The sequence below is a fragment of the Telmatospirillum sp. J64-1 genome (assembly GCF_006980715.1).
GTDB lineage: Bacteria > Pseudomonadota > Alphaproteobacteria > Rhodospirillales > Magnetospirillaceae > Oleiliquidispirillum > Oleiliquidispirillum nitrogeniifigens.
In genome coordinates this window covers 1-12,657 of the sequence record NZ_SBHN01000019.1, presented here as the reverse complement: position 1 = coordinate 12,657, position 12,657 = coordinate 1, and the positions used below count along the sequence as shown (strand labels likewise).

The following is a 12,657-nucleotide window of genomic DNA, read 5'->3' as shown; positions in this document are numbered from 1 at the left end:
AAAGCGCCGGCCCCGGCGAAACCTGACGCCGGGACTCAGGGATGTGAATATCAGGGCTAGAAGTCCGGTTAATCATTCTTGACCGGTTTGGTCGGACATCCTATATTCCCTCTTGAACGAGGTGCCGTCCTAAAGGGCATGCGGATGGGCTTCGTAATTGTATTGTCAGGCATATTAGCATACTTGCAGCCATGGTTTTCAAGAAACTTAACGAAGATATCGCATCCATCCGCGCCCGCGATCCAGCCGCCCGCTCCACTTTGGAGGTGCTGCTGTGCTATCCGGGACTGCATGCACTGATCTTTTACCGCATCGCGCATGCGGCATGGAACAGGCGTTTGCGTCTTTTGGGGAGGTTCCTGTCGCATTTGGGAAAAATGCTGACGGGGATCGAGATCCATCCCGGCGCTCAGGTGGGGGCGCGCCTGTTCATCGACCATGGCACCGGCGTCGTGATCGGCGAGACGGCCGTCATCGGGGATGATTGCACCCTCTATCATGGCGTCACCCTGGGCGGGACCTCGCTGCACAAGGGCAAGCGCCATCCGACCCTCGGCAACGGCGTCATCGTCGGATCGGGTGCCCAGATCCTGGGTCCCATCACGGTCGGGGACGGGGCGCGGATCGGGGCCAATGCGGTGGTGCTGACCGACGTGCCGAAGGACGTGACGATGGTCGGCATCCCGGCACGGATGATCATGCGCCGCAAGGATGTGGACGAGAAATTCTGCGCCTACGGCGTGCCCTCCGAGGATCTGCCTGACCCGGTGGCGCGCGCCATCGAAAGCTTGCGCGCCCAGGTGAGCGTCCTGGCGAACCGGGTGGAGGAGCTGGAAGGCGAGCTTGAAGGACGGGAGCGGTCACAGCCGACCCATCCCCGCGTGATTTCGAGCAAGGACGAGCCGCCTGCCGCCGCTTCCGGCGGTTGACGGTGAAGACAAGGGACGCCGCTTTCGGCGGCTGACGGATTGTAGAGTGGGATACAGGGCCTTCCGATTTGCGGGTCAAGGTCCGGCCAAGAATAGCCGCTGGGGTGACCCGGAGGCCGAAAGCAAGGAGTAAGGGACGTGAAACTCAGCACTAAAGGCCGCTATGCGGTGATGGCCATGGTCGATCTTGCCAGCCATTCCAAGGGAAGCCCCGTGGCTCTGGCCGATATCGCGGAACGCCAGGAAATCTCGCTGTCCTATCTGGAACAGCTGTTCGGCAAGCTGCGCAAGGGCGGCCTGGTCAAGAGCGTGCGCGGTCCTGGCGGCGGTTACCTGCTGTCGCGTCCGGCGCCGCAGATGCGCATTTCCGACATCATCCTGGCGGTGGACGAGCCGATCCAGACCACCCGCTGTACCCCCGGCTCGCCGGCGGGCTGCCACAGCAACAACGGCCGTTGCCTGACCCATGACCTGTGGGAAGAGCTGGGCAACCACATCTACCTGTATCTCAGCTCGGTGGCCCTGTCCGACGTGGTGGAACGTCGCGTCCTGGGGACCAGCGGCATGTTCCACGGCAGCCACCAGCAGAACAGCGACAGCACGGTTGCCGCCGAGTAATACGGGTTCGATAAAGGAGTTCCGACAGCCATGACACGCGCCGCCTATCTCGACTGGAACGCCACTGCGAAGGTGCGTCCAGCCGTGATCGCGGCGATGGCGGAAGCCTTGGCCGAAGGGGGCAATCCGTCTTCGGTCCACCGCTTCGGGCGTCAGGCCAAGCGCCGCCTGGAACAGGCCCGCGACGCGGTCGCCGCTCTGGTCGGGGCCTGCGCCACCGAGGTGACCTTCACCTCGGGCGGCACCGAGGCCAACGCCCTGGCCCTGCAGGGCAGCGGACGCGAGCGTGTCCTGGTTTCCGCGGTCGAGCATCCTTCGGTGCTGAAGGCGGTGGCGGAGGCGGAACTGATCCCGGTCGATACCGAGGGACGGGTGGATCTGGCGGCGCTGGAGCATCTGCTGGCCAGCGACAGCCGCCCGGCCATCGTGTCGGTGATGGTCGCCAACAACGAGACGGGCGTGATACAGCCCGTCGCGCAGGTGGCCGAGATCGCCCATCGCCATGGCGCGCTGGTCCATGCCGATGCCGTCCAGGCGGCCGGCAAGATCGCCCTGTCCATGGCGGAACTGGGGGCCGATCTGATCAGCCTGTCGGCGCACAAGCTGGGCGGGCCGCAGGGTGTCGGCGCTCTTGTCGCCGCCCATGACGGGGTGCCGCTGAAGCCCCTGCTGCAAGGCGGGGGGCAGGAGCGGCGCCTGCGGGCGGGGACGGAGAATCTGCCCGGCATCGTCGGCTTCGGCGAGGCGGCGCGCGAGGCGCTTGAGGGTTTGGAGGGCATGGCCCGCGTTACGGCTCTGCGCGAGCGGCTGGAACGCGAGGCCCAGGCCCTGGGGGGAACGGGCATGGTGCTGTTTGGCGGGAATGCCGAACGCCTGCCCAATACCTCCTGCCTGGCCCTGCACGGCGTCAAGGCCGAGTTGCAGGTGATGGCTTTGGATCTGGCCGGGGTGGCGGTAAGCGCCGGTTCGGCCTGTTCCTCGGGCAAGGTCACGGCCTCCCATGTGCTGCAGGCCATGGGGGCGGCGGAACGGCTGGCGTCATGCGCCATCCGGGTCAGCCTGGGCTGGGACAGCACCGAGGAGGATGTTGAAATGTTCCTGGCTGCATGGGGCAAGTTGGCCTCGCGCGCCGGAAAGAGCGACGGTATTGCGGCGTGATGCGCCGCACGAGGAAGGGAATGACCACATGACCGCTGTGACGCAGGACAAGAAGCAGGGTATCGGCAACGTCCGCAAGATGCCCATTTATCTCGATTACCAGGCGACCACCCCCTGCGATCCGCGCGTGGTCGAGGCCATGCTGCCCTGGTTCACCGAGAAATTCGGCAATCCGCATTCGCGCAACCACGCCTATGGCTGGGAAAGCGAGGAAGCGGTCGAGAAGGCGCGTGCGCAGGTCGCCGCCATCATCGGCGCGGATCCCAAGGAAGTGATCTTCACCTCGGGCGCCACCGAATCCAACAACCTGGCGCTCAAGGGCGTGGCTCACTTCTACAAGGACAAGAAGGACCACATCATCACTTGCGTGACCGAGCATAAATGCGTGCTCGACAGCGCCCGCCACCTGGAGCAGGAAGGCTTCAAGGTCACCTATCTGCCGGTCAAGCAGAACGGCCTGATCGACCTGGACCAGCTGCGCGACGCCATCACCGACAAGACCGCCCTGGTCTCGATCATGGCGGTCAACAACGAGATCGGCGTGATCCAGCCGCTGGCCGAGATCGGTGCCATTTGCCGCGAGAAGGGCGTGTTCTTCCATACCGACGCCGCCCAGGCCGTCGGCAAGATCCCGCTCGACGTCAACGAGATGAAGATCGACCTGCTCAGCGTCTCGGGCCACAAGTTCTATGGCCCCAAGGGCATCGGTGCGCTTTACGTCCGCCGCCGTCCCCGTGTGCGCCTGCAGGCCCTGATCAATGGTGGCGGCCAGGAACGCGGCATGCGTTCGGGCACCCTGGCGACCCCGCTTTGCGTCGGCCTGGGTGAGGCCTGCGCCATCGCCCAGGCGGAAATGGGAGCCGAGACCGAACGCCTGCGCATGCTGCGCGACCGCCTCTACAAGGGCATCATGGACCAGCTGCCGGAAGTCTATCTGAACGGCGACTTCGACCAGCGCATCCCCGGCAACCTCAACCTCAGCTTCGCCTATGTGGAAGGCGAGGGGCTGATGATGGGCATCAAGGATCTGGCCGTGTCCTCCGGTTCGGCTTGCACCTCGGCCTCGCTGGAGCCGTCCTATGTGCTGCGCGCCCTGGGCGTCGACATCGAAATGGCTCATACCAGCCTGCGGCTGGGCCTCGGCCGCTTCTCCACCGAAGAGGATGTGGATCAGGCGGTCGAGCATATCGTCACCTCAGTCAAGCGACTGCGTGAGATGAGCCCGCTGTGGGAAATGGCCCAGGAAGGCGTGGACATTAAGTCCATCGAATGGGCCGAACACTGATTTCTGGAGGAAAAGAAAATGGCGTATAGCGACAAGGTCGTCGATCACTACGAAAACCCCCGCAATGTCGGCTCGTTCGGCAAGGACGAGGCCGGTGTCGGCACCGGCCTGGTCGGCGCTCCGGCCTGCGGCGACGTGATGAAGCTGCAGATCAAGGTCAGCCCCGAAGGCATCATCGAGGATGCCAAGTTCAAGACCTTCGGCTGCGGTTCGGCCATCGCGTCCAGCTCGCTCGTCACCGAATGGGTGAAGGGCAAGACCCTGGAGGAAGCGGCGGCCATCAAGAATACGGAAATCGCCCAGCATCTGGCTCTACCGCCGGTCAAAATCCACTGTTCGGTGCTGGCCGAGGATGCTATCAAGGCCGCGATCTCCGATTACAAGGCCAAGTCCGGGGGCAAGACCGAGGCGGCGGAATGACGTCGTCTCCGATCTGGTCGGAGAAGAAGGTAATTCTGCTAGGACGGAGTGGGGCATGACGGAACGCAAGGCGCCCATAACTATCACCGAAGCCGCGGCCGAGCGCGTCAAGGCGCTGCTTGCCAGCCGCGGCAAGCCCTCGGTCGGCATCCGCATCGGTGTGCGCACCAAGGGCTGCTCGGGGATGTCCTACACGCTGGAATTCGCCGACGAGAAAACGCCCTTTGACGAAGTGATCGAAAAGGACGGCGTGACCGTCCTGATCGATCCCAAGGCCTCCATGTTCATCTTCGGGACCGAAATGGATTTCGTCGAAGAGAAGATGCAGTCGGGCTTCGTCTTCCGCAATCCCAACGAAAAGGGCCGGTGCGGCTGCGGCGAATCCTTCCACGTCTGATGTCGCCGACGGACTTTTCTTCCTACGATGCCGACCGGAGCTTGCGGGTTCCGGCGGCTTCGGTCCCTGCTACGGGTTGACCATGAACCAGACTCCAGAAGTTCAGAACCCGGGCGCAGAGGTCACTCCCTGCTGGTCCTGCAAGGGACCCGTTGCCGGCCGCGCCTTGTTCTGTTCCACCTGCGGCGCGATCCAAGGGCCGGGCAATCTCGACCATTTCACGCGCCTGGGCCTGCCCCGGCGTTTCGCCGTGGAACAGGCCGAACTGGACCGCCAGTATTTCGGCTTCCAGCGGCGCCTGCATCCCGACCGTTTCGCCACGCGCAGCCCGCGCGAGAAGGCGCTGTCCCAGGTCCAGGCCACCGCGCTGAACGAGGCCTACAACACGCTCAAGGACCCGCTCAAGCGCGCGGCCTATCTGCTGCGCCTGTCCGGCCGCAAGGTCGATGTCGAAAGCGCGGGGACCATCGACGATCCCCAGTTGTTGATGGAATCGATGGAAATGCGCGAGGCCCTGGCCGAGGCGGACAGCGTGGAGGAGGTTTCGCGCCATCTCTCCGAAGCCGAGGCCAATATCGCCGACAGCCACAAGGATCTGGCCGCGGCTTTCGCCGCCGACGACCTGGACGAGGCGGGACGGCTGGTCACGCGACTGAAATATTTGGGCAAGCTGGCCGACGAGGCGCGACAGCGCCGGGCCAAGCTGGCCGCGATGAAGTGAGGCTTTGATGCTGCTGCAAATCCACGAACCCGGCGAGACGCCGCTCCCGCATGCGGACGAGCGCGGCCTGGCCGTCGGGATCGATCTCGGGACCACGAATTCCGTCGTCGCCATTGCCCTTGATGGCTCGCCTGCCGTCCTGCGCAATGCCGAAGGCTCGGGCTTGGTGCCGTCCGTCGTCGCCTATAGCGAGGACGGCTCCGTCGTGGTGGGCAAGGAGGCCAGCAAGCAGCTTCTCGACCGCCCCGAAACGGTGGTCAGTTCCGTCAAGCGCCTGATGGGGCGTGGCGCGGGCGATGTGAAGGCCTTGGCCGGAACCTTGCCCTTCGTGCTGGACGAGGCCGCCGAGGGCGGCATGGTGCGTCTGAAGGTCGCCGGACGCTCGCTGACGCCGGTCGAGGTTTCGGCCGACATCCTGCGCGCCCTGAAGGCCAAGGCCGAGGAAAGCCTGGACGGCACCGTCGGCCGGGCGGTCATCACCGTGCCCGCCTATTTCGACGACGCCGCCCGCAGCGCCACCAAGGATGCCGCCAAGCTGGCGGGAATCGAGGTTCTGCGCCTGGTCAACGAACCCACCGCCGCCGCCTTGGCCTATGGCCTGGACAATGCCGCCGAGGGGCTTTACGCCGTCTACGACCTGGGGGGCGGCACCTTCGACATTTCCCTGCTGCGCATGGAAAAGGGCGTCTTCCAGGTGCTGGCCACCGGCGGCGATGCGGCCTTGGGCGGCGACGACTTCGATCATGAAGTGGCGGAATATTTCCTCGCCGAACGGGCGCGCGAGCTGGGCGAGGCGCAGATCACCCCGGACGAGGCCAAGCAGGCCCTGATGACCGCCCGGCTGGCCAAGGAATGCCTGAGCAGCCGCGACAGCGGCGAATGGGTGATCGAAGTGGACGGACGGCAGAGCCGCCATGTCCTCGACCGGAACGGCTTCGAGGCCCTGATCGCCGCCGAGGTGGACCGCACCATCGAGCTTTGCCGCAATGTCCTGGAGGATGCGGGCGTGCAGCCGCAGGACGTCCACGGCGTGGTGCTGGTGGGTGGTTCGACCCGCGTGCCGCTGGTGCGTCGCCGCGTGGCCGAATTCTTCGGCAAGGAACCGCTGGCCGACATCAATCCCGACGAGGTCGTCGCCGTGGGCGCCGCCTTGCAGGCAGAAGCCCTGACGGTGGGATCGGATACCCTGCTGCTGGACGTGACGCCGCTGAGCCTGGGTATCGAGACCATGGGCGGCATAGTCGAGAAGGTGATCCCGCGCAACACGCCGATTCCCGTGGCGATGGCCCAGGAATTCACGACCTACCAGGACGGCCAGTCGGCGATGGCTATTCACGTGCTCCAGGGCGAGCGCGAGATGGCCGACCAGAACCGCTCGCTCGCGCGCTTCGAACTGCACGGCATTCCGCCGATGACGGCCGGGGCGGCACGTATCCGCGTCACCTTCGCGGTGGATGCCGACGGGCTGCTGACCGTCAGCGCCGAGGAAACCACCACCGGCGTCGAGCAGCATGTGGCGGTCAAGCCGTCCTACGGCCTGACGGACGACGAAATGGCGCAAATGCTGCGAGACAGCATGGAACATGCCCGCGAGGACATGGAGACTCGCCTGCTGGCCGAGGCCCGTGTCGAGGCCCGCCGGGCCGTCCTGGCGGTGCGTTCCGCGTTGGATGCCGATCAGGACCTCTTGTCCGATGACGAACGAACGGCTATCCATGCGGCCATGAACGGTGTCGAAGAGGCGGTGGCGGGCGTGGACCGCGATGCCATCTCGGCTGCCGTCGAGGCGCTGGACGGCGCCACCCGGTCTTTCGCCGAACGCCGCATGGATCGCGGCATCCGTTCGGCCCTGGCGGGGGTGAGCGTGGACCGGTTGGAAAACAAGGTGGAAGGGCGGGACTGATCCCGCTCCCGCATTAGCATGGAGAGAGGCTGAATGCCCAAGATGACCTTCATCGACCCGGACGGCACCCGGCATGAAGTCGAGGCGCCCGAGGGCCTGTCGGTCCTGGAGATCGCCCACCGCAACAAGATCGAGCTGGAAGGTGCCTGCGAAGGCTCGCTGGCCTGCTCGACCTGCCATGTGATCGTGGCGCCGGAATGGTTCGACAAGCTGTCGGAAGCCAGCGAGGACGAGGAAGACATGCTCGACCTGGCCTTCGGCCTCAGCTCGACCTCGCGCCTGGGTTGCCAGATCATCATGAGCAAGGATCTTGACGGCCTGGAAGTGTCCCTGCCTGCCGCCACCCGCAACATGATGGTCGACAAGTAAGGGCATTCCGCCATGAAGTGGACCGATATCCACGATATCGCCATTGAGCTGGAAGAGGCTCATCCCGATGCGGACAACGTGAACCTGCGTTTCACCGATCTGCATCGCTGGGTCTGCGAACTTCCCGGCTTCGACGACGATCCGCAGAAATCGAACGAAAAGATCCTCGAAGCCATCCAGATGGCCTGGATCGAGGAACGCAGCTAAGGCTGAGGCAAGGGCGCCCTTTAGGGCGCCCTTGTTGTTTGCAGGATTTCTTGAGCTCCTGACGAGCGGACCAAAGGCTTCCAGGGGATCCAAGGGCCTAAGGCCCTTGGCGGGTGCAGGGCGGCGCCCTGCATATTGCCCCTTATTCTCACCCCATGAAGAACAGCACCGCCATCACCAGCCCGACGACCACGATGCCGCCGCGCAGCAGGGCGGGGGGCAGACGGCGGGCGACGGAGGCTCCGGCATAGCCGCCCAAAGTGGCGGCGACCATCATGATGGCGGCTTCGGGCCATTCGACGATACCGGCGGCGGCGAAGGTGACGGCGGCGATCAAGGCGAGGACGGCCGAGAGCACGTTCTTCAGGCCGTTCATGCTGTTCAGGTTGACCATGCCGAGCAGACTGAACAGGGCCAGCAGTAGGATTCCCAGGCCGCCGTTGAAATAGCCGCCATAGATGGAGACGACGAACAGCGAGACCACCACCGTCAGGCGGCTGTTCGCGGCACGTCCGCGCAGCCACAGGGCCAGCTTCGGTCCGAAGGCGAAGAGGGCGGTGGCGATCAGCAGTAGCCAGGGCACGATGCTGCGGAAGACTTCGGCAGGCGTGACCAGCAGCAGCAAGGCCCCGGCCAGGCCGCCCAACAGGCCCACGACCAGCAGGCCGGGAATGCCGATTCCGGCGACGGGCGAGAGATCCTTCCGGAAACTGACGGCGCTGCCGATATAGCCGGGCAGCACCGCCACGGCGCTGGTGGCATTGGCCTGGATGGGCGGCATGCCGGTGAAAATCAGCGCCGGCAGCGTCAGGAATGTGCCGCCGCCCGCCACGGCATTGAGCCCGCCCGCCAGGAAGGCGGCCACGGCCAGCAATAAGAAGGACAAATCCGTTCTCCCTGAATGTCGTTCCTGCGTCCTGTGCGGCGCAGCTTGACTCCAGCTATGGCGGGAGGCGAGATTGGTCTGATAATTGGTATGAAAAAGGAATGAGGGGAAATATGGCCCAGCGCCAGTCCAGAAGCACCGGCTTGGAGCGTCTCCGGACCTATCTTGCGGAACAGGGTTTCGAACCGCAGCAGAAACTGCCGCCCGAGCGGGAACTGGCCCCGCTGCTCGGCATCAGCCGTACGACCCTGCGCGCCTGCCTCGAAACGCTGGAAACGGAAGGGCTGGTCTGGCGCCATGTCGGGCAGGGCACGTTCTACGGCAAGCGGCCGGGCAGCAATGCGGTGCGTCTGTCCCTGCTGGTCGAGATGGCTTCCCCCTGGGACATCATGGAGGCCCGCCTGCTGCTGGAGCCGCAGGTGGTGGTGGCCGCCAGCAAGGCCGCGACGCCCGACCAGATCGCCTTCCTGCGCTCCTGCGTGAAGGCGGGACGGGAAGCGAAGAACATCCATCGCTGCGAAGTGGCCGATGCCGAATTCCATTCCGCCCTGGCCCGTGCCACCGGCAATCCCGTCTTCGTCAGCTTCCTGGAATTCCTGGCGGGCGCGCGGGGGAGGGCACGCTGGCAGCGGGAATGGCTGCGCACCTATCACCATATCGGTGAGGACGAATTCCGCGGCGGCCACAGCGACCACCACCAAGCCATCGTCGATGCCATCGCCGCCCGCGATGCCGTGCGGGCCGAGGCCATGATGCGCCATCACCTGACGGCGGTGTATGACGCGATGAAGCAGGCGGCCGGGGAAGGAGTATAAGGGCTACTGGCTGTAGCCCTTGCTGGTGCGCGTCTGGTCGATGCTGCCGCGCTCGGACTGGCCTTGCGCATCCGGCGGATCCTCGCTGTTTTCCTTGCGGGCGGCATGCTTGAAGTCGGGATGGTCGCGGCGCTGCCAGTCCGGGTCATGCTCGGCCCGGGCCTCGCCCTGATGCACGGCGCGTCCTTCGGCCTGTTTCTGCGCCAGATAGTCCTGGTCGGCGTCGTTGCCCAAATCCTCCCCGGCGCCGGACAATTCCCTTTCCGCCTGGGCCCAATGGTCGAACTCCTTTCCTTCCGGTCGCCCTTCGGCCTCCCAGATCTCGTAGGCGCGCCGCCGCACCTGTTCCATTCGATTGCTCTGGGACGTCCATCCCATGGCGTCTCTCCTTTTCCGAAGTTCGGGGCGGGGGCGTAAGGCGTGATGCAGTCAATCTGCATCACGCTCTAGATTTATATTCTTGCCCTCGCCGGGCGCGCGTCTCCGCTCGCTCGACGCTCTAGTGCTGGCTGTCGTCGGGATGTTCGGCATCGCCCGGCCGGGCGTCGAAACCGGCCTCGGCGAAGACTTCCCGCTCCGCCTGGGCCCAGTGCTCATGCTGATGGCCGCTGGGCCGCCCCTGGCTTTCCCAGATTTCATAGGCCCGCTGGCGGATCTTGTCATAGGCCGCATCGGCCAGCATGCTTTCATCCATGTCGGGCGGGACTTTGGTGGTCGGGGCTTTCTTTCCTTCCATGGTCCTTCTCCTGTCTGGGGCGCGACGATCCTGATTGAACAGGCCGGGGCAGGGATGGTTCATGGTTCGAAAGGGCGGGCATGAAAAAAGCGGGAAGACTGGCTTCCCGCTTTGCTTCCATCAGGCCGTGATCACTCGGCGGCCTTGCGTTCCTCGGCCTCGGGGACGATGGGACCGGTCCAGGGGATCAGCGCGCGGCCGTCGAAGGCCAGGCGGCGGGGCTTGATGCGGTCGACCAGTTCCGTGCCGTCCAGGCCGACGCGCAGGATATCGCCGTCGCTCACCACCGTGGCATCCTCCACCCCGCAGGACAGGGCCAGGCTGGCATGGGCTTCCAGATGCTCGGGCATGCCATGGACCGGTACGGCGAAGCGGGGGCGGATCAGCCGGTACATGCGTTGCAGGTCTTCACGCCGCGGGTGGCCCGAGACATGGACGGGGGCCTCGGCGGGGGTGATCACCTCGATGCCGCGCTTGGTCAGATGGTGGCGGATCTCGTCGATGGCGGCTTCGTTGCCGGGGATGGCGCGGGCCGAGAAGATCACCGTATCGCCGCGTTCCAGCCACAGCTCCCGGTGATCGTCCCGCGCGATGCGGCTCAGGGCGGCGCGTTCCTCGCCCTGGCTGCCGGTGCAGAGCAGGACCAGGTTGCGCCGGTCCGTCCACGAGGCCTCTTCCAGGCTCATGAAGGGCGGGATGTCGTCGAGATAGCCGGAGACGCGGGCGATGGCTTCCATGCGCAGCAACGAACGCCCGGCCAGCACCACCTTGCGGTCATTGGCCTTGGCCGCCAGGGCGACGGCCTTCATGCGGGCGATATTGCTGGCGAAGCCGGCGACGGCGATGGCGCCCTTGCGCCCGGCGAAGGCGGCGGCCAGCCCGGCGCGCGCTTCGGCTTCCGATCCGGTGCTGCCCTCGACGGTGGCATTGGTGCTGTCGCACATCATTGCCAGCACGCCTTCATCGCCCAGGCGCTTCAGGGCCTCCATATCGGCCAATTGCCCGACACCCGGTTCCGGATCGAACTTCCAGTCGCCGGTATGGAAGACGGTCCCGGCATTGGTGCGGATCGCCAGGCCGAAGGGTTCCGGTATGGAATGGGTCATGGCGATGGGCTCGATGCGGAAGGGCCCGACCTTGAATTCCTTGCCGCCCTGGAAGCTGTGCAGGCGCACGTCCCCCAGGCTGCCCGCCTCCTTCAGCCGGTCGCGGATCAGCCGGGTGGCGAAGGGCGAGGCATAGATGGGGCAGGAGAGACGCGGCCAGAGATGATGGATCGCGCCGATATGGTCCTCATGGCCATGGGTGACGACCAGCCCGACCACGTCCTGCATGCGCTGTTCGATGAAATAGGGATCGGCCATCACCGAATCGATGCCCGGCGCCTCGTCGCCCATGAAGGCGACCCCGGCATCGACGATCAGCCACTTCCCGGCATGGCCGTAAAGCGCCATGTTCATGCCGATGCGCGAACAGCCGCCCAGGGGCAGGAACAGGATTTCATGCTCGCCCGGACGCGGCCCCGTCGCCTTGCGGCGGACAAGCGCCCGCTTGGGCGCGGTCTTGGGCAGACTCGTGCCGTGATGCGGCGCCTTGCGCCGCTGCTTCTTCAGGATTTTCATTCTTCTTCTTTGCAACAAAAGCCGGCATTCGACGCTGCCGGACCAGCGTGCATCGCTCGTCGATGCTGAATCTCGTGTGAAGGAGGGCGATCCGTGATCGCCTGTCATTCGCCTCCCAAGGCTGCGGCCGGTGACGGGCGCCCTGGGAGGCCCTTCCGCCTGTGTCATCGGCGGCGCCAGGGGAGGGGGCTGCCAGTCCGACGACGCGGAAGGAAGGGGAATTCCGTGTGTGGGCCATTTTGGCCCATTGGTCAAGGAAGCTGTAGATGGCGCGCGGAAGCGGCCCGCGCAAGACCGATGCGGAAAAATGAAAGTGGCATGAAAAAAGCTGTTGACCTTGGGGTGTTGGTTGGCCTAAAAACCGGCCTCCCGACGACGGGACGGACGGCGAGGCGGCGCGATGCGCCGGTAGGATTGTCCGGGCTCTTTGACAAGTGAAGACGGAAGGGATGCGCAGGCGGCGGTGACCGGAAATGGTCTTGCTTCTTGTGCATCTTAAAAGAGAAACACGCTCTATTGAGATATGTGCAGGAAGCGAGCTCTTGATTGCTGACATGGTCAGCAAGTCAACTTGAGAGTTTGATCCTGGCT

At 65.1% G+C, this 12,657-nt stretch carries 15 protein-coding genes; 11 read left to right on the top strand and 4 right to left on the bottom strand.

Annotated features, from left to right (window positions below; genetic code table 11):
• Nucleotides 1-191 precede the first annotated feature (191 nt).
• The 10 genes from cysE to iscX all read left to right on the top strand — a co-directional run bounded on the left by cysE (nucleotide 192) and on the right by iscX (nucleotide 8,007).
• Nucleotides 192-929, top strand: a complete 738-nt coding sequence (cysE, locus tag EPD66_RS17035; RefSeq protein ID WP_142849710.1) for a serine O-acetyltransferase — start codon at nucleotides 192-194, stop codon at nucleotides 927-929.
• Nucleotides 930-1,067: 138 nt separating this feature from the next.
• A complete protein-coding gene (locus tag EPD66_RS17030; protein ID WP_142849709.1) occupies nucleotides 1,068-1,547 on the top strand; it encodes an Rrf2 family transcriptional regulator in 480 nt (159 codons plus the stop codon).
• Between the two features lie 30 nt (nucleotides 1,548-1,577).
• Complete coding sequence (locus tag EPD66_RS17025) at nucleotides 1,578-2,705, top strand: cysteine desulfurase family protein (RefSeq protein ID WP_142849708.1); 1,128 nt, start codon at nucleotides 1,578-1,580, stop codon at nucleotides 2,703-2,705.
• A 28-nt stretch (nucleotides 2,706-2,733) separates the two neighbouring features.
• Nucleotides 2,734-3,990 (top strand): IscS subfamily cysteine desulfurase, encoded by a 1,257-nt coding sequence (locus EPD66_RS17020; protein ID WP_221931017.1) that lies wholly within the window; start codon nucleotides 2,734-2,736, stop codon nucleotides 3,988-3,990.
• Between the two features lie 18 nt (nucleotides 3,991-4,008).
• On the top strand, nucleotides 4,009-4,410 hold the full coding sequence (gene iscU / locus EPD66_RS17015) for a Fe-S cluster assembly scaffold IscU (RefSeq protein ID WP_142849707.1): 402 nt from the start codon (nucleotides 4,009-4,011) through the stop codon (nucleotides 4,408-4,410).
• A 55-nt stretch (nucleotides 4,411-4,465) separates the two neighbouring features.
• Nucleotides 4,466-4,807 (top strand): iron-sulfur cluster assembly accessory protein, encoded by a 342-nt coding sequence (locus EPD66_RS17010; protein ID WP_142849706.1) that lies wholly within the window; start codon nucleotides 4,466-4,468, stop codon nucleotides 4,805-4,807.
• 82 nt (nucleotides 4,808-4,889) lie between these two features.
• Entirely contained in the window at nucleotides 4,890-5,528 is a 639-nt protein-coding gene (gene hscB, locus EPD66_RS17005; protein ID WP_142849705.1) for a Fe-S protein assembly co-chaperone HscB, read from the top strand.
• Between the two features lie 7 nt (nucleotides 5,529-5,535).
• Nucleotides 5,536-7,431 carry a Fe-S protein assembly chaperone HscA gene (gene hscA, locus EPD66_RS17000; RefSeq protein ID WP_221931016.1) on the top strand — a complete coding sequence of 632 codons (1,896 nt, stop codon included), beginning with the start codon at nucleotides 5,536-5,538 and terminating at the stop codon, nucleotides 7,429-7,431.
• A gap of 33 nt (nucleotides 7,432-7,464) precedes the next feature.
• Nucleotides 7,465-7,800 carry a ferredoxin family 2Fe-2S iron-sulfur cluster binding protein gene (locus EPD66_RS16995; RefSeq protein WP_142849703.1) on the top strand — a complete coding sequence of 112 codons (336 nt, stop codon included), beginning with the start codon at nucleotides 7,465-7,467 and terminating at the stop codon, nucleotides 7,798-7,800.
• Nucleotides 7,801-7,812: 12 nt separating this feature from the next.
• Nucleotides 7,813-8,007, top strand: a complete 195-nt coding sequence (gene iscX, locus EPD66_RS16990) for a Fe-S cluster assembly protein IscX (RefSeq protein WP_142849702.1) — start codon at nucleotides 7,813-7,815, stop codon at nucleotides 8,005-8,007.
• A 148-nt stretch (nucleotides 8,008-8,155) separates the two neighbouring features.
• Here iscX and EPD66_RS16985 read toward each other — a convergent pair whose 3' ends face one another.
• Nucleotides 8,156-8,893: a sulfite exporter TauE/SafE family protein gene (locus EPD66_RS16985; RefSeq protein WP_142849701.1), complete on the bottom strand. Its 738-nt coding sequence runs from the start codon at nucleotides 8,891-8,893 to the stop codon at nucleotides 8,156-8,158.
• A 101-nt stretch (nucleotides 8,894-8,994) separates the two neighbouring features.
• On the opposite strand from EPD66_RS16985, the gene EPD66_RS16980 reads away from it, so the two are divergent.
• A complete protein-coding gene (locus EPD66_RS16980; protein WP_142849700.1) occupies nucleotides 8,995-9,708 on the top strand; it encodes a FadR/GntR family transcriptional regulator in 714 nt (237 codons plus the stop codon).
• A 3-nt stretch (nucleotides 9,709-9,711) separates the two neighbouring features.
• On the opposite strand, the gene EPD66_RS16975 is transcribed toward EPD66_RS16980, so the two are convergent.
• From EPD66_RS16975 to EPD66_RS16965, 3 genes are all read right to left on the bottom strand, one after another.
• The gene (locus EPD66_RS16975) at nucleotides 9,712-10,086 is read right to left on the bottom strand and encodes a DUF2934 domain-containing protein (protein ID WP_142849699.1); all 375 of its coding nucleotides are present in this window, start codon (nucleotides 10,084-10,086) and stop codon (nucleotides 9,712-9,714) included.
• 121 nt (nucleotides 10,087-10,207) lie between these two features.
• A complete protein-coding gene (locus EPD66_RS16970) occupies nucleotides 10,208-10,444 on the bottom strand; it encodes a DUF2934 domain-containing protein (protein WP_255448550.1) in 237 nt (78 codons plus the stop codon).
• Between the two features lie 131 nt (nucleotides 10,445-10,575).
• Nucleotides 10,576-12,066, bottom strand: coding sequence for a ribonuclease J (locus tag EPD66_RS16965; RefSeq protein WP_142849698.1), 1,491 nt, complete (start codon nucleotides 12,064-12,066; stop codon nucleotides 10,576-10,578).
• Nucleotides 12,067-12,657 lie beyond the last annotated feature (591 nt).